The following is a 22,452-nucleotide window of genomic DNA, read 5'->3' on the forward strand; positions in this document are numbered from 1 at the left end:
GATGCCCGCGTCCGTGTCCGTCGCCCGGTTGGGCATGTGGGTTCAGGCGGTCATGGGGCTGGTCGGGGTGTTGCTGCTGTTCGTGCTGCTGGGCAGCGCGCCCCCGGGTGCCGTGGGTGCGGCGCTGCTGATCGCGCTGTCGGTGCCGCTGGCCACGATCCTGCTGATCGGGTTCCTGGCGCTGCGGATCCCGTCCAGGCGCGGGTGGGTGCGCGTGACAGGGATCGTGGTGGAGCTGCTGCTCGTCCTGCTGGGGCTGTGGCAGCTCACCGGCGCCGTCAGCTTCGGGAACGTGCTCGGCGTGCTGCTCGCCGGGCTCGTGTTCGCGCAGCTGTGCAGGGCGCCGTCCGCCACCTGGTTCGATCGTTAGGCGCTGACCAGGGCCTTGGAGCGATCGGTCGCCATGCTGACGGCGAAGGCGCCGAGGATCGTGCCGGTGAGGTAGCGCTGGACGCGCAGCCACCCGGGACTGCGGGCCAGGAACGCGGCCAGCGAGCCCGCCGAGACCACGATCAATCCGTTGACCAGCGTGCCGACGAACACCTGCACCGAGCCGAGCGCGAGGCTCTGCAGCAGCACGTGTCCCATCGACGGGTCGATGAACTGCGGGAGCAGCGACAGGTAGAGGATGGCGATCTTGGGGTTCAGCAGGCAGGTCAGCAGGCCCATCGAGAAGAGCCTGCCCGCCCGCTCCACCGGCAGCTCGCGCGGCTCGAAGGCGGACGCGCCGCCCGGCTTGACGGCGTTCCAGGCCAGCCAGAGCAGGTACGCGGCGCCGGCCAGCTTGAGCGCGGTGTAGGCGGCCGGCACGTACGCGAACACGGCCGTCAGCCCCAGGCACGTGGCGGTCAGGTAGGCGGCGAAGCCCAGGAAGACGCCCCCGAGCGAGATCAGCCCTGATCGGCGGCCCTGGGTGAGCGAGCGGGAGACCAGATAGATCATGTTGGGGCCGGGCGTGAGCACCATGCCCAGCGAAATCAGTGCAATCCCCATCAAACCCGCCGTCATGGTGCCCACATTATCGGGCTAAGCCCGAAATATCATTACCTTTGTCGTCGCTGTGCGTAATCGATCTGCTACTGGGGAGAACTGCGTCGGAGGGAGCACGCGATGCAGTTCGACGATGACAAGCCACTCGATCCGTCGCAGGTCGAGGACGTCCGCGCCTCGGGCCCGCGGCCCGGCGGCGGTCGCGGCGGCGGGTTCGGCGGGATGCCGGGCGGCTGCATGCTGCCCATCGGCGGCCGGGGCGGCGGCTGCCTGCTGCTCGTCCTGGCGGTGGGGGCGATGTTCCTGTTCGGGATCGTGCCCTCGCCCTTCACCGGTGACGAGGGCGGGCAGCAGGGCGGGCAGCAGCCCGAGGCCCCGCCCGCGACCTCCCCCAGCGGCAACCTGGCCGAGCGCTGCAAGACGGGCGCCGACGCCGACCAGTCGGAGGACTGCCGGGTCGTCGGCACGGTGAACAGCATCCAGTCCTACTGGCGCCAGGCGTTCCAGGAGCGCGGGCGCAAGCAGTACACGCCCGCCAAGACCGTGCTGTTCTCGCAGGCGGTGCAGACGGGCTGCGGCGCGGCCGACTCCGCGGTGGGGCCGTTCTACTGCCCTGCCGACCGCAAGGTCTACCTGGACCTGACGTTCTTCGACACGCTGCAGCGCGACTTCGGGGCCGAGGGCGGGCCGTTCGCGCAGGCGTACGTGATCGCCCACGAGTACGGCCACCACGTCCAGAACCTCCTCGGCACCATGAACAGGGTCGGCCGCGGCAACCGCCCCGGCGCCGACAGCCCGTCCGTCCGCCTGGAGCTCCAGGCCGACTGCTACGCCGGGGTCTGGGCGCAGAACGCGGTCAAGACCGGCTTCTACCAGGAGCCGTTCTCCCAGAGCGACATCGACCAGGCGCTCAGCGCGGCGGCGGCGGTCGGCGACGACAGCATCCAGCGGCGCACGCAGGGCCGGGTCACCCCCGACGCCTTCACGCACGGCACCTCGCAGCAGCGGGAGAGGTGGTTCAGCACCGGCTACCAGAGCGGCGACCCCGAGCAGTGCGACACCTTCTCCGGCGCCATCTAGGCAACCCAGGCTCCAGGCCGCCCCGATAGGCGGGCGGTCTTCGGGGCAGTTGTCCCGCCAGGCGCAACGGCGGGAAGGACGTCACGATGGATTTCCGTGACCAGGTCGACCTGGACCCCTCGCAGGTGGAGGACCGCGGCGGCAGCGGCGGAGGAGGAGGAGGAGGTGGCGGCTTCTCCGGGTTCCCCGGGGGCATGGTCATCGGCGGGGGCGGCATCGTCAGCCTGATCGTGCTGGTGCTGGTGTTCGTGCTGAACAACGTCGGCGGGGGTGGCGAGCCCGCGCAGCGACAACCTCCGGCCAACCTGTCGGAGCAGTGCCAGACGGGCAAGGACGCCGACCAGACGGAGAAGTGCCAGGTCGTCGGCGTGGTGAACAGCATCCAGGACTACTGGAAGCAGGAGATCTCGGAATACCGGCTGGCGAAGACCGTCCTCTACACCGGCCGGCTGACCACCGGCTGCGGCTCGGCCAGCTCCGCCGTGGGCCCCTTCTACTGCCCCGGCGACCAGCGCGTCTACCTCGACCTGAGCTTCTTCGACCAGCTCCACAGCCAGTTCGGCGCCAAGGGCGGCCCCTTCGCCCAGGCGTACGTGATCGCCCACGAGTACGGCCACCACGTCCAGAACCTCCTCGGCGTCCTCGACTCGGGCAGCTCGGTCCCCATCGAGCTGCAGGCGGACTGCTACGCCGGCGTCTGGGCCCGCAACGCGATCGACACCGGCTTCTACGAGCGCCCCTTCACCGAGGCGGAGATCTCCGAGGCGATCGACGCCGCCGCGGCGGTGGGCGACGACAGAATCCAGCAACGCACCACCGGCAGAATCGATCCTGAATCGTTCAGCCACGGCAGCTCCGCGCAACGCGTCAACGCCTTCCAGCGCGGTTACGAAAAGGGCGCGCCCGCCGACTGTGATCTCAACCGGCTTGCCCTGACACGGGCGGATAGCGCGAGGAATCGGATTCTCTCCTAAAATCAGGGGGGTGATCTTCAAGCTAGTCGGCGACGGACGCCCTTATCCCGACCACGGTCTGACGAACCGCGAGTGGGCCCAGATCCCTCCCCGGCAGGTCCGGCTCGACTCCCTGATCACCACGAAGGCCATGCTGGACCTGCACTCGCTGCTCGCCGCCGACTCCACGTTCTACGGCGACCTTTTCCCGCACGTGGTGCAGTGGCAGGGCGAGCTGTATCTGGAGGACGGCCTGCACCGCGCGTTGCGCGCGGCGCTGCACCAACGATCGATCCTGCACGCCAGGGTCCTCGAACTGCCCAACTGAGAAAGAAAAAAGGGAGCCGCCGGTCGCGGCTCCCTTTTTCGTCGGGCCGGCTGAGGCGTTTTCAACATCATTCAGCCGGAATACGGTTACCGTTTTCGCCCGGCGCGCACGGCCCCGTACATGCGGAAGGGGCTCCCGACCCGCTGGTCGGAAGCCCCTTCATGTGGCGGTGGTGGTGGGATTTGAACCCACGGATGAGTTGCCCCATCACACGCTTTCGAGGCGTGCGCCCTCGGCCACTAGGCGACACCACCGCGGATGAGCTTACCGGATTCTGCGAGGTGTGAAGAACCGCTTGAGGACCGCACCGCACTCCTCGGCCATCACACCCATGACGACCTCGGGCCGGTGGTTGAGCCGGCGATCGCGTACGACGTCCCAGAGCGAGCCCACGGCCCCGCCCTTGTCGTCCGTGGCCCCGTACACGATGCGCTCCACCCTGGCGAGCACGGCGGCGCCCGCGCACATCGTGCAGGGCTCCAGCGTCACCACGAGCGTGCAGCCGCTCAGCCGCCACTCGCCGCGCGCCGCGGCGGCGCCGCGCAACGCGAGGACCTCGGCGTGCGCCGTCGGGTCGGCGGCGGACTCGCGGTCGTTGCCCGCGGCGGACAGCACCTCGCCGAGCGGGTCCAGCACGACCGCCCCCACGGGGATCTCCCCCCGGGCGGCGGCCGCGTCGGCCTGCGCCAGAGCCAGGCGCATGGCCTCCTCAGAAGTCACGACGAGGGTGCGCCGTCACCGCAGCCGGTCAAGCTCGTCGGCGAACGACAGCCGCTCGGCGATCACCGACAGGATGTCGGCGGGCAGCATACCCTCCTCCATGCTCAGCTCCAGCAGCTCCTCCGAGCTCACACCCAGATCGCTGAGCAGCTCGAAGTCGCCCGCCGGGCGCACGCCGAGGCCGTTGCCGTCCTTGTCGGGCGCCACGCCGGCGAACTCGGCGAACAGCTCGCCCAGGCTGTCGGAGACGATGGCGTGCACGTCGGAGAGGAACACCCGCGGCTCGTCCTCGCCCCGGTAGCGGGCGAGGGCGAACCACTCGTCCTCGACCTCGACGCACAGCAGCGCCAGCTCGTCGCCGGTGAGGCTCAGCGCCTCCATGACCGCGTCACCGAGGTCGTCGACGATCTCGGCGCCCCCGAGATCGACCTCGGCCCCGCTCCAGCCGTCGGAGGTTCTGACGAAGGCCGCAGAAAAGGTGTTGGACGCCATGTCCGCGCTCCTGGGGGGTCAGCCGAAGACCGATTCGATGGCACGCTCGAACGGCTCGGAGAAGCCGAGCCGCGCGGCGATGCTGGACAGCACATCTTCGGGCAGCAGATCGATGTCGCCGGAGAGGATGCCCAGCTCCATCTCGTCCAACCCGAGATCGGCGAAGATCGACAGATCCCCGGCGGGGAGCACGGTCTCCTCGTCCTGGAGGATCTCGTCGAGCTCCTCCTCGTCCGGCACGGGGACGTCGAGGTACTCGAGCACCTGCGCCGCCAGCGGGAAGTCCCACGAGGCGGCGATGTCGGAAAGGAACACGTCCACCCGGTCACCCAGGACCCGCAGCGCCACGAAGAACTCGTCGCCGACGGCGACCAGGCCGATCGTGCCGCTCTCGCTGGGCTGCTGCTTCATCGCGTGAAGCAGCCCCTCCAGATCGGACGTCAACGTGGCAGGCAGGAGCTCGGCCTGCCAGCAGTCGTCCTCGCGATAGACCACGATGGCGAAGTCAAGAGCGTCCTCGTCTGTCATCGCCATCCCCACCCGACCTCTGACACGACAGATATCACCAGCACCCAATCGTTCCAGACCTGACCACCAGCCGTGTGCCTCTCGGACCAAATTGTGATCAAAACCAAAGATGTGATGCGCCCGCAACCCTGTGTAACGTTCCAAGTGCGCAGGTGAGGGGGTCCTCAGCAGGGTGTGCCAGGAGATAGCGTGGTGACCCATGGAGACCCTCGTCGTCGATCATCCGCTCGTGGCGCACAAGCTCACCACGCTGCGCGATGTCCGCACCGACTCGCCGACCTTCCGCAGGCTCGCGGACGAGCTGGTGACGCTGCTCGCGTACGAGGCCACGCGCGACGTGCGGGTCACCGAGGTCACCGTCGAGACCCCGGTCTCGCCCGCCGCGGGCGTTCGCCTGGCCAAGCCGTACCCGCTGGTCGTGCCCATCCTGCGGGCCGGGCTCGGCATGCTCGACGGCATGACCAGGCTGCTGCCCACGGCCGAGGTCGGCTTCCTCGGCATGATCCGCAACGAGTCCACGCTGCAGGCCGAGACCTACGCCACCCGCCTGCCCGACGACCTGTCCGGCCGGCAGTGCTACGTGGTCGACCCGATGCTGGCCACCGGCGGCACGCTGGCGGCGGCCGTGCAGTTCCTGTTCGACCGGGGCGCCGTCGACGTCACGGCCCTGTGCCTGCTGGCCGCGCCCGAGGGCCTGGCGTACATGGACAAGGTGTTCGCCAACTCCGGCAAGCCGATCAGGGTCGTCACCGCGGCGCTCGACGAGCGGCTCAACGAGAACGGCTACATCGTGCCGGGCCTCGGCGACGCCGGCGATCGGCTCTACGGCGTGGTCTGACCTCCGGAGTCCTGGTTTCCCGTCACGCGGGGTCATCACTTCGTTACATACTGTGGTTGGGTGGGTACGAAGAGCCAGGAAGGCAACTTCCGCATGCGCGTGGGGGAGCACGATGACCGATCACACCGACACGGATCCGACTCCGTACGCGGACGTGGAGACGGTGCTGTGCGACGAGTTCGCCGGCATCCACTCCGCGACCACCGTAACGCGCTGCGTGGAGGCGGCGCACTACGGCGCGCTGGAGGTCACCGGCTATGCCCACCCGAGCCTGGTCGAGCGCATCGCGCGCAAGCACCTTCACGTCCTGGCTCTGGTGGCCAGCGAGCGTGGCTAAGCAAGATCGAAACTAACCCGCCAAGTCATCTTTACCCGGGCACTCGGGTGGGTAATGTAGTTGGCGGGTGGAGTGGGTAAGTGGCACGGAGGCGACGGTGCAGGTCAAAAAGGTCCTCACATACGGTGGTATCGCATTTGTTGCGTACTACCTGTTCGCGCGACCAGCTGACGCCGCGGACGCGGTGAGAGGAGCGTTCGACACGGTGTTCAACGCAGCCGACTCGCTGGCTCAATTTGTGAACAGCCTCTCATGAGACTTGTGACCCACGGGGACTCAGCTCCATCGTCGGTCAACCGCTACCTCCTCCCCCACGAACAACAGGTCATCATGGTGCGGCGGCATCCTGCCATCCTGCTGCGCCCGGTCGCCGAGGTGCTCGGCGGCCTCATCATCGCCGCGTTGCTCAGCAGGTTCTTCGGCGGCGGCGAGGCGGGCGGCACGGCCCTCGTCGTCGTCTGGTGGCTCTGGCTGCTGCTGCTGATCCGTTTCGTATGGAAAGTCGCGGAGTGGTCGGTCGATTACTTTGTGGTGACTTCCAAGCGAATGCTGCTCACCACCGGGCTCATCACACGCAAGGTCGCGATGATGCCCCTGGGCAAGGTCACCGACATGAGCTTCCAGAGATCTCTCCTGGGGCGCATGCTCGGTTACGGTGAGTTCATCCTCGAGTCGGCGGGCCAGGATCAGGCTCTGTCAACGGTCGAGTACATTCCGTATCCGGAAACCCTCTACCTCGAGGTCTGTCAGATGCTTTTTCCCAGCAAGGACGACAGCGACGATTAATCTCGGCGTGGCAAATTCTTCACGCGGGGATACCAGATTCGGCCACTTCATGCAATCATTGCGTGTTGTTGACCCTTCCCCGCCTTGAGAGATGAGATGCCGAGTCAGGGAACCATCGGTGACCGCGTCCGAGGATTGCGGCTGAACAGGCGGATGTCTCAGGCCCAGCTGGCCGGACCCGACCTGTCTGACAGTTATGTCTCGCTCATTGAGTCGGGTAAGCGCACGCCGACTCCTGTGGTGGCGCGGCTCCTGGCCGAGCGGCTGGGGTGCACGACCGAGTTCCTCCTTCACGGGATCGAGCCTCGGCAGCGCATCGACACCGAGCTGGGCCTGCGTCACGCCGAGCTCGAATTGCAGCACGGAGACGCCTCCATCGCCGCCGACCGCTTCACGGAGATCGTGAAGGCCGCCGACGAGGAGAACGCCATGCTGACCGCGCAGGCGCGGTTCGGCAGGGCGCGTGCGCTGGAGGCCCAGGGCAGGCTGGGGCAGGCCGTGGAGGCGTTCGAGCGCCTCAGGAGAGAGGCGGCGGCGCATCCGGAGCGGCTGGCCGACCTGCCGCTCACGATCGCGCTGAGCCGCTGCTACCAGCGGGCGGGCGACCGCCTGCGGGCCCACGACCTGGCCGCCGCCGCGCTGCAGCAGGCCGAGCGGCTGTCCATCACGCGGGGCGAGCTCGCCACCGACCTGGCCGCCGCGCTGATCGAGGCGCGCAGCGAGAGCGAGAGCGACTCCCCCGAGCTGGCCTACGTCAGGCGGGTGCTGGACCTGTCCGGCGTTCCTGAAGTTGTGGACCGTTCCGGCGAGATCCAGGCCCTGTGGCACGCCAGTGCCGCCGCGGCGGCGGGCGAGGACTCGGCGCTGGCCGTGCGCCTGGCCGACGACGCGATCGGGGCGGGCCGCCAGGGCCGGCTCGCGCTGCAGCTCGCCAGGACGGCCATGCACTGGTCCCGGATCCCCACCGCACCCATCGAGGAGGCGGAGCGGCTCATCGCGAGCGCGGTCAGGGCGTTCGCGGTGTTCCCCGGCACCCTGCGCGAGCACGGCGAGAGCCTCATCGTGCACGCGCGGGTGAAGCTGCGGGCCGGCGACCCGGTCGGCGCGGGCGAGCTGGCCACCGCGGCGCTGGGGCTCTCGCCCGACCGCTCGGGCACCACCCCCGCCGAGGCGCACCTGGTGCTGGCCACCATCGCGCTCGACGGCGGCGGCGACGCCTCCGCGCACCTGCGTCACGCGCGCGAGCTGCTCGTCACGCTCGACCGCCCGGTGTTCGGCTCCGACCGCCAGGCCGCGCGTTGCTGGCGTGAGCTGGGCGATCTGTACGGCAGGGCGTCGGCCAGAGCACAGCAGACGGCGGCATATCGTAAAGCCCTCGAAGCGGCCGGAGTGCGCTCCGCCATGGCAGGGGTGACGGCAGACGCCACAGTGTCCCACTGATCCTCCGGGAGCTCCAGATTTGGCGTTTTGAGTCTGGAATAATTAGGGTCTACCAGTCATTGACTCATAGGATGACTGGTTTCCCCGGAGGAGGCGGACTGTGAGTCTGCGTACGGCGCAGCGGGCTTCGCTCGTCGACCAGGTGATCGATCAGCTCAAGGAGCAGATCACATCAGGGTCGTGGCCGATGAACGGCAAGATCCCGACCGAGACCGTGCTCGCCGAGCAGCTCGGGGTGGGTCGCAACACCGTTCGTGAGGCCGTACGCGCGCTCACGCACGCCGGGCTGCTCGAGTGCCGTCAGGGGGACGGCACTTACGTCCGCGCGACCAGCGAGCTGTCCGGAGCCATGCTCCGGCGGCTGCGCCAGGCCGAGCAGCTCGAGATCCTCGAAGTCCGCCGTGCGCTGGAGGTGGAGTCGGCGCGCCTGGCCGCCACCCGGCGCACCGAGGAGGACATCAGGCGCATCGAGGCCGCGCTGGCCGAGCGCGAGCGGGCCTGGGAGCTCGACGACCCCGACTTCTTCGTGGAGGCCGACCTGGCCTTCCACATGGCCGTCGCGCACGCCACCCACAACCTCGTGCTCATCGACCTGTACGAGGACTTCTCGGCGGCGCTGCGGGCCAGCATCACCGCTGCGGGGACGTCGCTGAACAAGAGCTACATCCCTCACGACGCGATCGCGCGGGCCATCGCCGCCGGTGACGCCGCGGCGGCCGAGCGGGCCGGGCACGCCTGCATGGAGCACATCCTCATCGCGCTCACCGAGTCGTAGGCCGCAGCTGCTCGGCGTGGTCGCGGGCGAAGCGGGCGAACGGCGTGGCCGGGCGGCCCACCACCTTCTCGAAGTCCTGGGTCGTGAAGTCGCCCCAGCCCCGCGAGTACGCCGTCAGGTACTCCCCCGTGACCTTGGCGTCCCACTCGGGCAGCCCCGCCTCCAGCATCGAGCGCACGCCTGCCTCCACCGGCACCGGCCGGTAGGTGATGGGCGTGCCGTACAGCTGTGACAGCTCCTCGGCGACCGTTCCCAGCGAGATGCTGGCCGGGCCCGTGAGAGTGTAGGTGGCGCCCCGGTGCCGTCCCGGCGCGCGCAGGACCTCGGCCGCGAAGTCGCCGATGTCGCGCACGTCGACCATGCCGATCCTGCCCTCGCCCAGCGCGCCGTACAGGGTGTCGCCGTCGACCGAGCCGAGAAGGTTCTGCATGAAGAAGGCCGGGCGCAGGATGGTCCAGCCGAGGCCGGAGGCCGTCAGCTCCACGTCCGACAGCGCGTGCAGGCGGCCGTTGCGCGTCGGCGCGTCGTGCGCGGCGCCGATGGCCGACATGCGCACCACGTGCTCCACGCCCGCCTGCCGTGCCGCCCAGACGGCGTTCATGCTGCGGTGCGGCGCCTGCGGCCCCATGGCGGTCAGCAGCCACAACGTGCGCACCCCGCGGAACGCCTCGCCCAGTGTGCCGGGCTCGTCGAGGTCGCCGACCGCGACCTGCACGCCCGCCGGCGCCTTGGCCGGGTCGCGCACCAGCACCCGCACGTCCTCGGTGCCCGCCAGGGAGCGCAGCACGGCGCGTGAGACGGTGCCGGTCGCACCGGTGATCAGGATGGTCATGACAGGGTCCCCTCCTCTGTGGAGACAAGCTCGTCGATCAGCTCGAAGAAGGCCCGGATGCCGGGCCGGTTGGCCCCCTTCGCCCGCGAGGCGGCGAAGTCGGCGCCCGATCGCCACTCCACGATGTCCAGCCATTCATCAGCGGACACGCGAACCAGCCTGGCGCCCAGGAATCCGGCCCGGTCCGCCTGGAAATCGGCGATCATTTCCGATCGGGCGGCGAGCAGGTCGCCGGCGCGATCGGGAGACACCCGGAACCGGGTGAGTTCCACCGTCGTCGTCATGCCTCGACGATATATTCAAGATTAGTGACGGTCAAGATTAGTGACTAATTGAGGAGTGTGTGATGCGCAGGAGCCAGCGCAAGCAGGAGGATCCGGATCTAGGCGTCCTGTCCAGCCGGACGCTCTTCAGCCTGCAACGCGAGCTGTTCGCGAAGCTGAGCGAGCAGGGGCATCCCGAGCTGCGGCCCAGGCACGGCGCGGTGATGGCCTACCTGGACGAGGAGGGCAGCAGGGCCACGGATCTGGCCGCCCAGTCGGGCCAGCACAAGCAGGTGATCGGCACGCTGGTGGACGAGCTGGTGGCGCTCGGGTACGTGCGGCGGCAGCCCGATCCGGCCGACCGGCGGGCCAAGCTGATCGTGCCCACCGACAAGGGGCTCGACCACATGGCCAGGTCGGACGCCGTGCTGGCCGAGATGGAGGCGGAGCACGCCAAGGCCGTCGGCGAGGCGGCGTACGCGGAGTTCAAGCGGGTGTTCAGGCTGGTCGTCAAGCGCCAGGCGGGCTCGTGAGCCTCAGGTCTGGCGCAGCGACATGACCAGGTAGCGGAAGGCCGGCTCGGCGTCGCCCGGCACGTCCTGGATGAGCGCCGGCCTGGTGGGCGACTCCATGTTGATGCGGGCCAGGTCGCTCTCGATGCCCGTCAGCCCGTCGAGCAGGAACTGCGACTGGAAGGCGATCTGGATGTCCTCACCGCGCAGCTCGCACGGGACGACCTCGGCGCCGCGCCCGATGTCGCCGCCGCCCGCCTGGATCAGCACCTGCCCCTGGCTGAACGACAGCCTGATCGCGGTGTTGCGCTCGGCCACCAGGGCCACCCGCTTGATCGCCCCGACGAACGGGGCCACCGCCACGTCGGCCCTGATCGACCAGTCGGAGGTCAGCCTGGCGCGGTAGTCGATGAACTGCTCGTCGAGCAGCCGCACGGTGGTGCTGCGCCCGACGCTCTCGAACCCGGCCACCCCGTCGCCCATCGCGATCGAGACCTCGCCGCCGCGCAGCGACTTGGCCACCTCGACCAGCACCCGGGCCGGGACCATGGCCGAGACGGCGACGTCGGGGCGGGCCGGACGCCAGCCGAAGTCGCGGGCGGCGATGCGGTAGCGGTCGGTGGCCGCCATCGCCACCGACTCGCCCTCGATGTCGACCCGGATGCCGGTGAGCATCGGCAGCGTGTCGTCGCGGCTGGCGGCCGGCGCCACCTGGGCGACCGCGGAGGCGAACACGCCGCCGCCGATGGCGCCGATGCTCTCGGGCATGGCCGGCATGCTCGGGAAGTCCTCGACCGGCATCGTGATCAGCCCGAACTCGGCGCTCCCGCAGGTCAGCACTGCCTCCGGGCCCTCCGTGACGAGCTCGACGTCGTCGGCGGGCAGGCTGCGGCTGATCTCGGCCAGCAGCCGCCCGGGGATCAGCACCCGCCCCTCCTCGGCGACGTCGGCGTCGATCGCGGCCCGCGCCGAGACGTCGTAGTCGAACGCGGACAGCGTGAGGTCCTCGCCCGCCTCCAGCAACAATCCGGACAGGACGGGCACCACGGGGCGGCTGGGCAGAACTCGGGCAGCCCATGCCACTGCTTCTGCAAGAACATCGCGGTTAACCCGGATTTTCACCTGAAACCACCTCTTCGTCGCGCCGTGCCACTATGAAAATAGCCGCTGCGACCGACAACTCTGCGCGGTTCGGCGGGCGCGCGTCAGCGGCTGTGGAGAGCGGTCAGCGGTTGTCGAGAGCGGTCAGCGGCTGTCGAGATAGGCGAGCACGGCCAGCACGCGCCGGTTGTCGTCGTCCGACGGCGCGAGCCCGAGCTTGGCGAAGATGGAGGCCGTGTGCTTGGCCACGGAGCTCTCACTGAGATAGAGCCGCTGCGAGATGGCCGCGTTCGAGCGTCCCTCGGCCATCGCCTCCAGCACCTCGCGCTCGCGCGGCGTGAGCGCGGCCAGCGGCTCGTTCCTGGCGTTCCTGGCCAGCAGCTTGGCGATCACCTCGGGGTCCATGGCGGTGCCGCCCGCGGCGACCCTGCGCACGGCGTCCACGAACTGCTCGGCGTTGAAGACCCGGTCCTTGAGCAGGTAGCCGATCCCGCCCGAGCCGTCGGCCAGCAGCTCGCGCGCGTAGAGCTGCTCGACGTGCTGTGACAGCACCAGCACGGGCAGCCCCGGGATCTGCTTCCTGGCCGCCAGCGAGGCCTGCAGGCCCTCGTCGGTGAGCGTGGGCGGCAGCCGCACGTCCACGATAGACACGTCGGGACGCAGCTCCAGCAGGCCCTTCAGCAGCTCGGGGCCACTCTCCACGGCCGCCACCACCGTGAAGCCGTGGGCCTGCAGCAGGTGCACCAGGCCGTCCCTGAGGAGGTAGAGGTCTTCGGCGATCAGTACGCGGTTCATCAGCACCAGGGTTTCGTCGGGGTCGCTTCCGCCATGAACTTCTCCCGGTTGTGCGTGGCCGGGATGCGGATGGCCATGACATGCATGATGACACCCAGCGAGATCATGCCCAGGATCACCGGCCACTGCCAGGGCAGGGGCAGGTGCAGCGCGAGGAACCAGGTCTTCTCCTCCACCCCGAAGATCTTGAAGATGGCCGCCACCACCCCCTGGGGGAACGTCGGGCACCAGGCCGTGGCCCACAGGACGATGATCAGGACCGACTTCCAGCGCGGCATCTTGCTGAAGTCCTGAGCCCACGGCACGGGCAGCACCTTGGGCAGCTCCATGCTCACGATCGTGGGGCCGCCGGGCGGGCTGTTCAGGGCCAGCACGCCGTCGAAGGCGGCCAGCCGCCGCTCGATGCCGATCAGGCCGCTGCCCTTGTCCGGGTCGGCGCCGCCCAGGCCGTCGTCGGTCACCGTGACGCGCAGGCTCGCCCCGTTGGCGCTGATGTCCACCGTCGCGGTACGGGCGTCGCCGTGCCGGGCGGCGTTCGACAGCAGCTCGCTGACCGCGAAGTACACGGCGGCCTCCACCGGGGCCTCCGGCCGGTTCGGCAGGTTGACCTCCACGGTGACGTCGAGCGGGCTGTCCATGGCCAGCGCGCGCACGGCGTCGGCCAGGCCGCGCTCGGCCAGCACCGGCGGGTGGATGCCGCGGATGACCCGGCGCAGCTCCGTGAGCGTCTCGGAGGAGGCGTCCCGCGCCTTGGCCAGCAGCGCCTTGGCCGCCTTCGGGTCGCTCTCGACCAGCTCCTCGACGGCGCCCAGCGTCATGCCGATCGCCACGAGCCTGGCCTGCGTGCCGTCGTGCAGGTCGCGCTCGATCCTGCGCATCTCGGCCGCCTGGGAGTCGGCGGCCAGGTTCCTGGTGCGCCTGAGGTGGCTGACCTGGCCGGCCAGGCGGCTGGCGGCGGTGGGGTCCAGCAGCTTCTTGCTCCACAGCCCGTACGCGCGCAGGCCGCGCCCCGGGAGCAGCACGAGCAGCGGCGCCAGCGCCACCTTCACCAGCGGGTCGACCAGCAGCCAGATGTGATCCCGCCACGTCGCCGGGTCGCTGACCAGCCACTTCCACCGGTTGTTCCAGGCCGGCACCCGCGGGGTCTTGTAGAGCGTGCGGTCCGAGCGGTACATCCCGTCGGGCTGCGGAACCGGGGGCGGGGGCGGCGGCAGGTACGGGGAGTCGATCTCGACGCCTGCCCCGTCACGTACCAGCCGGCGGTTGAGCGCGGCCAGCCTCCTGACCAGCATCGCCTGCGGCGGGAACAGGAAGACCATGCCCAGGGCGAAGGACAGGAGCAGCATGAGGCCCGTCAGGGCGATCATGGGGATCTGCACGATGGCGAGCGCGAGCAGCGTCGCGACGTGACCGTACCTTCGCAGCATGTCCCCAGTGTGCGTCAACCGGCCGCACCAGGGCACTGCACCTAGCTACACCCTTGCGGGGCAGCCAGCCGGATTACCGCGCGGCGGACGCGCTCCTAGCGTCATGGCCATGAAAATCATCGAGGTCAGGAACCTGCGCAAGCAGTACCCGAAGCACCTGGCGGTCGAGGATGTCTCCTTCGAGGTCGCCGAGAGCGAGATCTTCGGCATCCTCGGCCCCAACGGGGCGGGCAAGACCACCACGGTCGAGTGCGTGGCGGGCCTGCGCGAGCGGGACGGCGGCCTCGTCCGCGTGGCCGGGCTGGACCCCCGCGACGACCGGGAGGAGCTGCGCCGCGTGCTCGGCATGCAGCTGCAGAGCTCCGCCCTGCCGGACAAGATCAAGGTCTGGGAGGCCATGGACCTGTACGCCTCCTTCTACCCCGACCCCACAGGCTGGCCCGAGCTGCTGGAGCGGGTGGGCCTGTCCGCCAAGCGGGACACGCTGTTCAAGGACCTGTCCGGCGGGCAGCGCCAGCGGCTGTCGGTCGCGCTGGCCCTGGTGGGCCGGCCGCGCGTGGCCGTCCTCGACGAGCTGACCACCGGCCTCGACCCCCAGGCCCGCCGTGACACCTGGGAGCTGGTCGAGCAGCTACGCGAGACCGGCGTGACGATCGTGCTCGTCACCCACTTCATGGAGGAGGCCGAGCGGCTCTGCGACAGGGTCGCGCTCATCGACGCGGGCAAGGTCGTCGCCACCGACACGCCCGCCGGGTTCATCGAGCAGGCGGGCGGCGAGCAGCGGGTGCGCTTCCGGCCGTCGGCGCCGTTCGACGACACCGTGCTGCTGACCCTGCCCGAGGTGCGGGAGGTGACCAGGAACGGCGACACCGTCGTGGTGAGCGGCTCGGGGAACCTGGCCCCTGCCGTGACCCTCGCCCTGGCCCACCACCAGGTCGTCCCCGGAGACCTGCGCATCGAGCAGGCCACGCTCGACGACGCGTTCCTCGCGCTCACCGGAAGGAAGCTGTCATGAAGCTGCTCGTGCTGGAGACCAAGCTGCACCTGCGGGACTGGCCGACCCTGCTGTTCACGATCGGGCTGCCGGTGGGGCTGCTGCTCGTGCTGGGGTTCAGCATCCCGGACTTCACCCAGCCGCAGGAGGGCGGCCAGCGGATCGTCGACACGCACATGCCGAGCACGATGGCGCTGCTCTCCCTGCTGACGCTCTCGTGCAGCGTGCTGCCCGCGGTGCTGGCCACGTACCGGCAGCAAGGGGTGCTGCGGCGGATGTCCACCACGCCCGTGCACCCCGCGCGGGTGCTGGGCGCGCAGCTCGTGATCAACCTCGGGGTCGGAACCGTGTCCACGATCGTCCTGATCGTCGCCGGCTGGCTGGCGTTCGGCGCCGCGCCGCCGCGGCAGTGGGCGTGGTTCGTCCTGGTCTTCCTGCTCGGCACCGCGGCGCTGCTGGCCATCGGGCTGGTGATCGCCGCGCTGGCGCCGAGCGCCAAGTCGGCTCCCGGGATCGGGTCGATGGTGATGTTCCCGCTGATGTTCCTGGGCGGGGTGTGGGTGCCGCGCGAGGTCATGCCGGACGCGCTGCGCGTCGTCAGCGACTTCTCCGTGGCCGGGCCCTTCGCCCAGGCGCTCAAGGACACCTGGGCGGGGCAGCCCCCGCAGCTCCTGCACCTGGTCGTGGTGGCCGCGGGGCTGGCCGTCTTCGGCGGGCTGGCCGTCCGATGGTTTCGATGGGAGTAGATGAGCCCACCGCCGCGGGGGCGCGGAGGGAGGCGTCAGCGCCCGGCCCACACCGGGCGCGCGCCTGTGACGTTGGTCATCAGCGAGTACAGCGAGGAGGAGGCCGTGACGAACAGGCGGTTGCGCTTGAGCCCGCCGAACACCAGGTTGGCCACGGACTCCGGCAGCTTCAGCCGGCCGATCAGCGTGCCGTCGGGGTCGTAGCAGAGCACCGCCTTGCCGGCCGCGACCCACACCCGGCCCGTGTCGTCGAGCCGCATGCCGTCGTAGCTGTCCCGATCCCCGCCCTCGGCGAAGAGCTTGCCGCCGCCCAGCGTGCCGTCGTCGCCCACCTCGAAGACCCGCAGGTGCCGCTCCCTGGTGTCGGCGACGTACAGCCGCCGCTCGTCCAGGGAGAAGGCCAGGCCGTTGGGCCGGGTGAAGTCGTCGGCCACGATCCGCACCTCGCCCGTCACCGGGTCGGCCCGGTAGACGTGGCAGCCGTCGATCTCCTGCTCGGCGGCCACGCCCTCGTAGTTGCTGAGGATCCCGTACGGCGGGTCGGTGAACCAGATGGAGCCGTCGGAGCGCACCACCACGTCGTTGGGGCTGTTGAGGCGCCTGCCCTGCCACCGGTCCGCGATCACCGTGATCGAGCCGTCGTGCTCGGTGCGGGTGACCCGGCGGTTGCCCTGCTCGCAGGAGATCAGCCGGCCCTCGCGGTCGAGCGTGTTGCCGTTGGTGTAGCCGGACGGCTGCCTGAACGGGCCCACCGCGCCGGTCATCTCGTCCCAGCGCAACATCCGCTCGTTGGGGATGTCGCTCCAGGCCAGGAAGCGGCCGGCCGGGAAGTACACCGGGCCCTCCGCCCACCGGGTGCCGGTGTGCAGGATCTCGACCTGGTCGTCGCCGCCGATCGCGGCGAACCGCTCGTCCAGCACCTCGAACTCTGTGGGGATCGTGTCCGTCATACCGCACACCCTACGGACGCGGCGCCCGGCGGACGCAGGGCTCAAGTAATCTCGAGGTATGACGAAGGTCGCCTGGAACACCAAGGAGCTGACCGTGGGCCAGCTCGCCGAGCGCAGCGGCGTGGCGGTCTCCGCCCTGCACTTCTACGAGGCCAAGGGTCTCATCAGCAGCCGGCGCACCGCGGGCAACCAGCGCCGCTACTCCCGCGACAGCCTGCGCAGGGTCGCCTTCATCCGGCTCGCGCAGCGCATCGGCATCCCGCTGAAGGTCATCAAGGACGCGCTGGCGGAGCTGCCCGACGAGCGCACCCCCACGCGCGACGACTGGGCCCGGCTGTCGGCCGCCTGGCGCGGCGAGCTCGACGACCGCATCGAGCAGCTCCAGCGGCTGCGCGACGACCTCACCGAGTGCATCGGCTGCGGCTGCCTGTCACTGGACCGGTGCCCGGTCGCCAACCCCTACGACCGGCTCGGCGACGAGGGGCCGGGCGCGCGCCGCATCGACACCCGGCTCTGCCCCCCGCAGACCGCCTGCTGTGTCCCTACGCCTTCCTAGCGGGAGGGACGATCAGGGTCGGCCGGTGGGCGTGGTGCAGCACGTGGTTGGAGACGCTGCCCAGCAGCACCGACCGCACCCCCGCCAGGCCGCGCGAGCCCGTGACGATCACCGAGGCGTCGAGCTCGTCGGCCACGTCCACGATCGTCTTCCAGATCGACTCGTTGTCGGCCACCGCCCGGTAGCTCACGTCGCTCAGCCCCGCCGCGACCGCCAGCTCGGCGCCCTCCCTGGCGTGCTGCTCCGCCTGCGCCTTCGCCTCGTCCTCCGTGCCCGGGTCGATCGCGCCCGCCGCCAGCGGATACTTCTTGAGCTGCACCAACAGTGGCTCCCACACCGTGACGATCACCGTGGGCTCCGCCGAGAGGTGCTTGGCGGCGAACTCGATCGCGGCCCGCGCGTCGGCCGAGCCGTCGTAGGCGACGAGGATGGTCATGGCGTTCTTCCCTTCGCTTCAGTCACCCGTTAGAGCACTGCGGCGATCACTGCCATTCCTCGGCCGGCTGTCTGGTTGCTCACACGCGGCTCAGTGCTGGGCCATGTCGACGAACCGGCTGTAGTGACCCTGGAAGGCCACCGTCACGGTCGCGGTGGGGCCGTTACGGTGCTTGGCCACGATCAGGTCGGCCTCGCCCGCCCTGGGCGACTCGGGCTCGTAGGCGTCCTCGCGGTGCAGGAGGATGACCATGTCGGCGTCCTGCTCGATCGAGCCGGACTCGCGAAGGTCGCTGACCTGGGGGCGCTTGTCGGTGCGCTGCTCGGGGCCACGGTTGAGCTGCGAGATCGCGATGACCGGCACCTCCAGCTCCTTGGCCAGCAGCTTGATGGCACGGGAGATCTCCGAGACCTCGTTCTGGCGGCTCTCGGTCTTCTTCGGCGAGCTCATCAGCTGGAGGTAGTCGATGACCACGAACCGCAGGTCGTTGCGCTGCTTGAGCCGCCGGCACTTGGCCCTGATCTCCATCATCGACATGTTGGGCGAGTCGTCGATGAACAGCGGCGCCTCGGCTACCTCGCTCATCCGGCGGGCCAGGCGGGTCCAGTCGTCGTCGCCCATCATGCCGGAGCGCATGTGGTGCAGCGCCACGCGGGCCTCGGCGGACAGCAGGCGCATGGTGATCTCGTTGCGGGACATCTCCAGGGAGAAGATGACCGTGGTCATTCCATGCTTGATCGCCGCAGATCGGGCGAAATCCAGCCCCAAGGTCGACTTGCCGATGGCGGGGCGTGCCGCCACGACGATCATCTGGCCCGGGTGCAGGCCGTTGGTGAGCTGGTCGAGGTCGGCGAAGCCGGTGGGGACGCCGACCATCTGGCCGCCGCGGCTGCCGATCGCCTCCAGCTCGTCGAGGGCGCCCGGCATGATGTCGGCCAGCGGCGCGTAGTCTTCGGAGGTGCGGCGCTCGGTGACCTGGTAGATCTCGGCCTGGGCGCGGTCGACGAGGTCGTCGACCTCTTCGTTCTGGCCGCCGTAGCCGAAGGAGACGATGCGGGTGCCGGCCTCGATGAGGCGGCGCAGGATGGCCTGCTCTCGGACGATCTTGGCGTAGTAGCCGGCGTTGGCCGCGGTGGGGACGACGGCCGTCAGCGTGTGGAGGTAGGCGGCGCCGCCCACTCTGGCCATCTCGCCGCGCTTCTGCAGCTCGTCGAAGACCGTGACCGCGTCGGCGGGCTCGCCCCGGCCGTACAGGTCGGTGATGACGTCGTAGACCATCTGGTGGGCCGGGCGGTAGAAGTCGTCGGAGCGCAGGATCTCCACGACGTCGGCGATGGCGTCCTTGGACAGCAGCATGCCGCCGAGGACCGACTGCTCCGCCTCGATGTTGCTGGGAGGTGTGCGCTCGAAACCCGGGCCTCCGCCGGCCTCTTCCTCAATGCTCACCCGCGCCCCCTCGAACATCTTGCAGGCGGTCGCACCACCCCCACTTGTAGTCGACCGGTGTGACAGTTTCCCGGAGTAACGCGCCGTCGGCAACGTGACCTGTGGACAACCCTGTGGTCTAGCTGTGGATGACCCCGCCCAGAGTGTGAACGGCCTGTGGACGGAGCCTGGGGATAACTCTTGCGGATATCCACCGAAGCCACCCTGACCAGGGCGAACGGTGTCCACCGGCTGTGGAGGAAAGAAAGTTGGCCCGACACGCCGCGTAAGGTCCATAATGGACGAATGCCCATTACATCCAGAGACCGGGAGATTCTCCGGCTGGCCGTGCCCGCGTTCGGGGCGCTCGTGGCCGAGCCGCTCTTCCTGCTGGCGGACTACGCCATCGTGGGCCACGGCCTGGGCACCACGGCGGTGGGCGCTCTGGGGGTGGCGGGCACGGTCCTGACGACGCTGGTGAACCTGTGCGTCTTCCTCGCCTACGGGACGACCGCGTCCGTGGCGCGCCGGTCAGGGGCGGGCGACCACGTGCAGGCCATGCGCAGCGGGGTGGACGGCATCTGGCTGGCGCTGGCGCTCGGCGTGGCCGTGATCCTGGTGTGCTGGCCGCTGGCGCCGATGATCGTGGACTGGTTCGGCACGGTGGGGCCGCAGGCGGCGCAGGCGGTGACGTACCTGCGGATCAGCCTGATCGGCGCGCCCGGCATGCTGGTCGTGCTGGCGGGCACCGGCGTGCTGCGCGGGCTGCAGGACACGGTGACGCCGCTGGTGGTGGCCGTGGGCTCGTTCGCGCTGAACGCCGTGCTGAACGCCTGGTTCGTGCTGGGGCTGGATTGGGGCATCGCCGGGTCCGCGTGGGGGACGGTGCTGGCGCAGACGCTGGGCGCCGCCGTCTACCTCGTGGTGGTGGCACGGGGCGCGAGGCGGCTGGGGGCGCCGCTGACGCCCTCCGCGGCCGGGGTCAGGCAGGCGGGCACAGTGGGATTCGCCCTGTTCATCAGGACGCTGAGCATGCGCGTCGTGATCCTGGTCGCCACGGTCATCGCCACCAGGATGGGCGAGGCGGAGCTGGCCGCGTACGCGCTGGCCACCCAGGTGTGGACGCTGCTCGCCCTGGCCCTGGACGCCATCGCGATCGCCGGGCAGGCCATCACCGGGCGCTCGCTCGGCGCCGGCGACGTCGAGGCCACCACGGCCGCCACGAAGCGGATGGTGTGGTGGGGCATCTGGTCGGGGGTGGTGCTCGGGCTGCTCGTCCTGGCGGCCAGGCCGCTGCTGCCGGCGCTCTTCGACGCCGATCCCCAGGTCGCCGGGCTGCTGCTGGGCCTGCTGTGGCCGGTGGCGCTGCTCCAGCCGCTCTGCGGGGTGGTGTTCGTGCTGGACGGCGTGCTCATCGGCGCCGGCGACCAGCGCTACCTGGCCTGGGCCAGCGTGTGGTCGACGCTCGCCTACCTGCCTGCCGCCCTGCTCGCCTCCGGGCTGGGCGTGGTGGCGCTCTGGTGCGCGCTGGGGGTGTGGATCGCGGCCCGTCTGGTCACGCTGGTACGCCGCGCCAACGGAACCGCCTGGCTGGTAACCGGCACGTAATGCATTCGTGCTTGTTGTTGTCCAAGTAGTGAGACATTGTGGGCGAGTTCCCTGAGCGGGGTGTTCCTTGTCCACGATTCTGCGACGACTGCCGCCTTCAGAGGCGACCGGGCTGCGTACCGGCGCCCGGCACAGCCTGGCCGAGGTCTACCGCCCGGCCGACCTAGTGGTGCTCGGGCTCGGCGTGATGATCGGCGCGGGCATCTTCAGCATCGCCGGGGAGCAGGCGGCCACCACGGCCGGCCCCGGAGTGATCCTGTCCTTCATGATCGCGGGCATCGCGTGCCTGCTGGCCTGCCTGTGCTACGCCGAGCTGTCCTCCACGATGCCGACCTCCGGCAGCGCGTACACCTTCACCTACGTCATCTTCGGCGAGGTCTGGGCGTGGATCATCGGCTGGGCGCTGATCCTGGAGCTGCAGTTCGCCGCCGCGGTGGTGGCCAGGGCGTGGGCCGCGATCACGGTCGGCGCCGTCGAGCACTTCGGCGTCCGCGTGCCCGCCGAGGACCTGGTCCAGGACGTGCTCGTGTTCGTCATCCTGGTGCTGCTCACGGGCATCGTGGCGCTGGGCGCGCGGGTCGGGCTGCGCGCGCTGTGGATCATGGTGTCGGCCAAGCTGCTGGCCATCGGCGCGGTCATCGTCGTCGGCCTGACGCACATCGACGTGGCCAACTTCGGCGACTTCTACGTGCCGCCGAAGACGCTGGACGCCGCGCCGGCGACCGTGCTGGAGATCTTCGTCGGCGAGAGCCAGGCGTTCGGCTGGTTCGGCGTCTTCGCGGCGGCCTCGGCGATCGCCTTCGCCTACATCGGGTTCGACATCGTGGCCACCTCGGCCGAGGAGACCGCGAACGCGCCCAGGGCCGTGCCCAAGGGCATGATCCGCAGCCTGGTGGTCGCCACCGTCCTCTACCTCGCGGTGGCGCTGGTCATGGTGGGCATGGTGTCGTACACGAAGATCTCCGTGGAGGCGCCGCTGGCCAGCGCCTTCCGCGCGGTCGGCGTGGACTGGATGGTGCACGTCATCGACGCGGGCGCGGTGCTCGGGCTGACCACGGTGATCCTGGTGCTGATCGTGGGGCAGACGCGGGTGCTGTTCTCGATGGCCCGCGACGGGCTCATCCCCCGCGGGCTGGCCACGGTGAGCCGCCGCTACCACACGCCCACGCGGGTCACGCTGGTGATCGGGCTGGTGGCGATCGTGCTGGCCGAGTTCGTGCCGGTGCTGACGATGCAGCAGCTGGTGGTGATCGGCACGCTGTTCGCCTTCGCGTTCGTGGCGGCCGGGGTGATCGTGATGCGGCGCCGCATGCCGCACCTGGAGCGGGGCTTCCGGGTGCCGCTCTCGCCGCTGCTGCCCGCGCTGTCGCTGGTGGCCACGCTCTGGCTGATGGTCAACCTGCGGGTGCTGACCTGGGCCTGGTTCGCCCTGTGGATGGCCTTCGGGCTGCTGGTCTACCTCGGGTACGGCCGCCGCCACAGCCTCCTGGCCCGCCCGAGCGCCCCCGCCAGGCAGCCCCACGGCCGCCACCGGCGCTAG

27 protein-coding genes and 1 tRNA gene are annotated in these 22,452 nt (G+C 70.0%); 15 read left to right on the forward strand and 13 right to left on the reverse strand.

Annotated elements, in window-relative coordinates; translation table 11 throughout:
• Position 1: 1 nt before the first annotated feature.
• Positions 2–370: a hypothetical protein gene (locus tag LCN96_RS55770; RefSeq protein WP_225270463.1), complete on the forward strand. Its 369-nt coding sequence runs from the start codon at positions 2–4 to the stop codon at positions 368–370.
• Here LCN96_RS55770 and LCN96_RS55775 read toward each other — a convergent pair.
• Positions 367–993: a LysE family translocator gene (locus LCN96_RS55775; RefSeq protein WP_225270464.1), complete on the reverse strand. Its 627-nt coding sequence runs from the start codon at positions 991–993 to the stop codon at positions 367–369. The genes LCN96_RS55770 and LCN96_RS55775 overlap by 4 nt on opposite strands.
• Positions 994–1,110: 117 nt before the next feature.
• Here LCN96_RS55775 and ypfJ (LCN96_RS55780) point away from each other — a divergent pair, with 117 nt between their 5' ends.
• From ypfJ (LCN96_RS55780) to LCN96_RS55790, 3 genes are all read left to right on the forward strand, one after another.
• On the forward strand, positions 1,111–2,070 hold the full coding sequence (ypfJ, locus tag LCN96_RS55780) for a KPN_02809 family neutral zinc metallopeptidase (protein WP_225270465.1): 960 nt from the start codon (positions 1,111–1,113) through the stop codon (positions 2,068–2,070).
• An 86-nt stretch (positions 2,071–2,156) separates the two neighbouring features.
• Positions 2,157–3,044, forward strand: coding sequence for a KPN_02809 family neutral zinc metallopeptidase (gene ypfJ / locus LCN96_RS55785; protein WP_225270466.1), 888 nt, complete (start codon positions 2,157–2,159; stop codon positions 3,042–3,044).
• Between the two features lie 10 nt (positions 3,045–3,054).
• Complete coding sequence (locus LCN96_RS55790; RefSeq protein ID WP_043615040.1) at positions 3,055–3,351, forward strand: type II toxin-antitoxin system VapB family antitoxin; 297 nt, start codon at positions 3,055–3,057, stop codon at positions 3,349–3,351.
• A 164-nt stretch (positions 3,352–3,515) separates the two neighbouring features.
• Here LCN96_RS55790 and LCN96_RS55795 read toward each other — a convergent pair.
• The 4 genes from LCN96_RS55795 to LCN96_RS55810 all read right to left on the reverse strand — a co-directional run bounded on the left by LCN96_RS55795 (position 3,516) and on the right by LCN96_RS55810 (position 5,097).
• Positions 3,516–3,605: transfer RNA gene (locus tag LCN96_RS55795), tRNA-Ser, on the reverse strand.
• A gap of 10 nt (positions 3,606–3,615) precedes the next feature.
• A complete protein-coding gene (locus tag LCN96_RS55800; protein WP_225276274.1) occupies positions 3,616–4,053 on the reverse strand; it encodes a nucleoside deaminase in 438 nt (145 codons plus the stop codon).
• 33 nt (positions 4,054–4,086) lie between these two features.
• Complete coding sequence (locus LCN96_RS55805) at positions 4,087–4,563, reverse strand: tRNA adenosine deaminase-associated protein (RefSeq protein WP_225270467.1); 477 nt, start codon at positions 4,561–4,563, stop codon at positions 4,087–4,089.
• An 18-nt stretch (positions 4,564–4,581) separates the two neighbouring features.
• The gene (locus tag LCN96_RS55810) at positions 4,582–5,097 is read right to left on the reverse strand and encodes a tRNA adenosine deaminase-associated protein (protein WP_397351844.1); all 516 of its coding nucleotides are present in this window, start codon (positions 5,095–5,097) and stop codon (positions 4,582–4,584) included.
• Positions 5,098–5,290: 193 nt separating this feature from the next.
• Between LCN96_RS55810 and upp the strand changes: the two genes are divergently transcribed.
• The 5 genes from upp to LCN96_RS55835 all read left to right on the forward strand — a co-directional run bounded on the left by upp (position 5,291) and on the right by LCN96_RS55835 (position 9,267).
• Complete coding sequence (gene upp / locus LCN96_RS55815) at positions 5,291–5,929, forward strand: uracil phosphoribosyltransferase (protein WP_225270469.1); 639 nt, start codon at positions 5,291–5,293, stop codon at positions 5,927–5,929.
• 112 nt (positions 5,930–6,041) lie between these two features.
• Positions 6,042–6,266, forward strand: coding sequence for a hypothetical protein (locus LCN96_RS55820; RefSeq protein WP_225270470.1), 225 nt, complete (start codon positions 6,042–6,044; stop codon positions 6,264–6,266).
• Positions 6,267–6,518: 252 nt separating this feature from the next.
• Positions 6,519–7,052, forward strand: coding sequence for a PH domain-containing protein (locus LCN96_RS55825; protein WP_225270471.1), 534 nt, complete (start codon positions 6,519–6,521; stop codon positions 7,050–7,052).
• Positions 7,053–7,148: 96 nt separating this feature from the next.
• On the forward strand, positions 7,149–8,492 hold the full coding sequence (locus LCN96_RS55830) for a helix-turn-helix domain-containing protein (RefSeq protein WP_225270472.1): 1,344 nt from the start codon (positions 7,149–7,151) through the stop codon (positions 8,490–8,492).
• A 100-nt stretch (positions 8,493–8,592) separates the two neighbouring features.
• Positions 8,593–9,267, forward strand: coding sequence for a FadR/GntR family transcriptional regulator (locus LCN96_RS55835; protein ID WP_225270473.1), 675 nt, complete (start codon positions 8,593–8,595; stop codon positions 9,265–9,267).
• On the opposite strand, the gene LCN96_RS55840 is transcribed toward LCN96_RS55835, so the two are convergent.
• Together LCN96_RS55840 and LCN96_RS55845 are read right to left on the reverse strand one after the other, a co-directional pair.
• Entirely contained in the window at positions 9,254–10,099 is an 846-nt protein-coding gene (locus LCN96_RS55840) for an SDR family oxidoreductase (RefSeq protein WP_225270474.1), read from the reverse strand. The genes LCN96_RS55835 and LCN96_RS55840 overlap by 14 nt on opposite strands.
• Positions 10,096–10,383: an antibiotic biosynthesis monooxygenase gene (locus LCN96_RS55845; protein ID WP_225270475.1), complete on the reverse strand. Its 288-nt coding sequence runs from the start codon at positions 10,381–10,383 to the stop codon at positions 10,096–10,098. Before LCN96_RS55845 ends, LCN96_RS55840 begins: the two co-directional genes overlap by 4 nt.
• Positions 10,384–10,445: 62 nt before the next feature.
• Between LCN96_RS55845 and LCN96_RS55850 the strand changes: the two genes are divergently transcribed.
• Positions 10,446–10,895 (forward strand): MarR family winged helix-turn-helix transcriptional regulator, encoded by a 450-nt coding sequence (locus LCN96_RS55850; protein WP_225270476.1) that lies wholly within the window; start codon positions 10,446–10,448, stop codon positions 10,893–10,895.
• Positions 10,896–10,898: 3 nt separating this feature from the next.
• Here LCN96_RS55850 and dnaN read toward each other — a convergent pair whose 3' ends face one another.
• The 3 genes from dnaN to LCN96_RS55865 form a co-directional block, all read right to left on the reverse strand.
• Positions 10,899–11,996 (reverse strand): DNA polymerase III subunit beta, encoded by a 1,098-nt coding sequence (gene dnaN / locus LCN96_RS55855; protein WP_225270477.1) that lies wholly within the window; start codon positions 11,994–11,996, stop codon positions 10,899–10,901.
• A 123-nt stretch (positions 11,997–12,119) separates the two neighbouring features.
• Positions 12,120–12,770, reverse strand: a complete 651-nt coding sequence (locus LCN96_RS55860; protein WP_225270478.1) for a response regulator transcription factor — start codon at positions 12,768–12,770, stop codon at positions 12,120–12,122.
• Entirely contained in the window at positions 12,770–14,197 is a 1,428-nt protein-coding gene (locus LCN96_RS55865) for a sensor histidine kinase (protein WP_225270479.1), read from the reverse strand. The genes LCN96_RS55860 and LCN96_RS55865 overlap by 1 nt, the downstream gene beginning before the upstream one ends.
• Before the next feature lie 109 nt (positions 14,198–14,306).
• On the opposite strand from LCN96_RS55865, the gene LCN96_RS55870 reads away from it, so the two are divergent.
• On the forward strand, positions 14,307–15,212 hold the full coding sequence (locus LCN96_RS55870) for an ABC transporter ATP-binding protein (protein WP_225270480.1): 906 nt from the start codon (positions 14,307–14,309) through the stop codon (positions 15,210–15,212).
• A complete protein-coding gene (locus LCN96_RS55875) occupies positions 15,209–15,937 on the forward strand; it encodes an ABC transporter permease (protein WP_225270481.1) in 729 nt (242 codons plus the stop codon). Before LCN96_RS55870 ends, LCN96_RS55875 begins: the two co-directional genes overlap by 4 nt.
• Positions 15,938–15,972: 35 nt before the next feature.
• Here the strand turns inward: LCN96_RS55875 and LCN96_RS55880 are convergent, their stop codons facing one another.
• Positions 15,973–16,887 (reverse strand): SMP-30/gluconolactonase/LRE family protein, encoded by a 915-nt coding sequence (locus LCN96_RS55880; protein ID WP_225270482.1) that lies wholly within the window; start codon positions 16,885–16,887, stop codon positions 15,973–15,975.
• Between the two features lie 58 nt (positions 16,888–16,945).
• On the opposite strand from LCN96_RS55880, the gene soxR reads away from it, so the two are divergent.
• Complete coding sequence (gene soxR, locus LCN96_RS55885) at positions 16,946–17,443, forward strand: redox-sensitive transcriptional activator SoxR (RefSeq protein WP_225270483.1); 498 nt, start codon at positions 16,946–16,948, stop codon at positions 17,441–17,443.
• On the opposite strand, the gene LCN96_RS55890 is transcribed toward soxR, so the two are convergent.
• Both LCN96_RS55890 and dnaB read right to left on the reverse strand, forming a co-directional pair.
• Positions 17,430–17,879, reverse strand: a complete 450-nt coding sequence (locus LCN96_RS55890) for a universal stress protein (RefSeq protein WP_225270484.1) — start codon at positions 17,877–17,879, stop codon at positions 17,430–17,432. The two genes, soxR and LCN96_RS55890, sit on opposite strands and share 14 nt — an antisense overlap.
• A gap of 90 nt (positions 17,880–17,969) precedes the next feature.
• A complete protein-coding gene (gene dnaB / locus LCN96_RS55895) occupies positions 17,970–19,325 on the reverse strand; it encodes a replicative DNA helicase (protein ID WP_225270485.1) in 1,356 nt (451 codons plus the stop codon).
• Positions 19,326–19,610: 285 nt separating this feature from the next.
• On the opposite strand from dnaB, the gene LCN96_RS55900 reads away from it, so the two are divergent.
• Entirely contained in the window at positions 19,611–20,912 is a 1,302-nt protein-coding gene (locus LCN96_RS55900; protein WP_225270486.1) for an MATE family efflux transporter, read from the forward strand.
• A 67-nt stretch (positions 20,913–20,979) separates the two neighbouring features.
• Complete coding sequence (locus tag LCN96_RS55905; RefSeq protein ID WP_225270487.1) at positions 20,980–22,452, forward strand: APC family permease; 1,473 nt, start codon at positions 20,980–20,982, stop codon at positions 22,450–22,452.

Source organism: Nonomuraea gerenzanensis, assembly GCF_020215645.1.
GTDB lineage: Bacteria > Actinomycetota > Actinomycetes > Streptosporangiales > Streptosporangiaceae > Nonomuraea > Nonomuraea gerenzanensis.

Bases quoted from the DNA above. Each gene is read 5' to 3' on its own strand.
- LCN96_RS55770 (WP_225270463.1), top strand. From the start codon at position 2: ATGCCCGCGTCCGTGTCCGTCGCCCGGTTGGGCATGTGGGTTCAGGCG.
- LCN96_RS55775 (WP_225270464.1), bottom strand. From the start codon at position 993: ATGGGGATTGCACTGATTTCGCTGGGCATGGTGCTCACGCCCGGCCCC.
- ypfJ (WP_225270465.1), top strand. From the start codon at position 1,111: ATGCAGTTCGACGATGACAAGCCACTCGATCCGTCGCAGGTCGAGGAC.
- ypfJ (WP_225270466.1), top strand. From the start codon at position 2,157: ATGGATTTCCGTGACCAGGTCGACCTGGACCCCTCGCAGGTGGAGGAC.
- LCN96_RS55800 (WP_225276274.1), bottom strand. From the start codon at position 4,053: ATGCGCCTGGCTCTGGCGCAGGCCGACGCGGCCGCCGCCCGGGGGGAG.
- LCN96_RS55805 (WP_225270467.1), bottom strand. From the start codon at position 4,563: ATGGCGTCCAACACCTTTTCTGCGGCCTTCGTCAGAACCTCCGACGGC.
- LCN96_RS55810 (WP_397351844.1), bottom strand. From the start codon at position 5,097: ATGGCGATGACAGACGAGGACGCTCTTGACTTCGCCATCGTGGTCTAT.
- upp (WP_225270469.1), top strand. From the start codon at position 5,291: ATGGAGACCCTCGTCGTCGATCATCCGCTCGTGGCGCACAAGCTCACC.
- LCN96_RS55820 (WP_225270470.1), top strand. From the start codon at position 6,042: ATGACCGATCACACCGACACGGATCCGACTCCGTACGCGGACGTGGAG.
- LCN96_RS55825 (WP_225270471.1), top strand. From the start codon at position 6,519: ATGAGACTTGTGACCCACGGGGACTCAGCTCCATCGTCGGTCAACCGC.
- LCN96_RS55830 (WP_225270472.1), top strand. From the start codon at position 7,149: ATGCCGAGTCAGGGAACCATCGGTGACCGCGTCCGAGGATTGCGGCTG.
- LCN96_RS55840 (WP_225270474.1), bottom strand. From the start codon at position 10,099: ATGACCATCCTGATCACCGGTGCGACCGGCACCGTCTCACGCGCCGTG.
- LCN96_RS55845 (WP_225270475.1), bottom strand. From the start codon at position 10,383: ATGACGACGACGGTGGAACTCACCCGGTTCCGGGTGTCTCCCGATCGC.
- LCN96_RS55850 (WP_225270476.1), top strand. From the start codon at position 10,446: ATGCGCAGGAGCCAGCGCAAGCAGGAGGATCCGGATCTAGGCGTCCTG.
- LCN96_RS55860 (WP_225270478.1), bottom strand. From the start codon at position 12,770: ATGAACCGCGTACTGATCGCCGAAGACCTCTACCTCCTCAGGGACGGC.
- LCN96_RS55865 (WP_225270479.1), bottom strand. From the start codon at position 14,197: ATGCTGCGAAGGTACGGTCACGTCGCGACGCTGCTCGCGCTCGCCATC.
- LCN96_RS55870 (WP_225270480.1), top strand. From the start codon at position 14,307: ATGAAAATCATCGAGGTCAGGAACCTGCGCAAGCAGTACCCGAAGCAC.
- LCN96_RS55875 (WP_225270481.1), top strand. From the start codon at position 15,209: ATGAAGCTGCTCGTGCTGGAGACCAAGCTGCACCTGCGGGACTGGCCG.
- LCN96_RS55880 (WP_225270482.1), bottom strand. From the start codon at position 16,887: ATGACGGACACGATCCCCACAGAGTTCGAGGTGCTGGACGAGCGGTTC.
- soxR (WP_225270483.1), top strand. From the start codon at position 16,946: ATGACGAAGGTCGCCTGGAACACCAAGGAGCTGACCGTGGGCCAGCTC.
- LCN96_RS55890 (WP_225270484.1), bottom strand. From the start codon at position 17,879: ATGACCATCCTCGTCGCCTACGACGGCTCGGCCGACGCGCGGGCCGCG.
- LCN96_RS55900 (WP_225270486.1), top strand. From the start codon at position 19,611: ATGCCCATTACATCCAGAGACCGGGAGATTCTCCGGCTGGCCGTGCCC.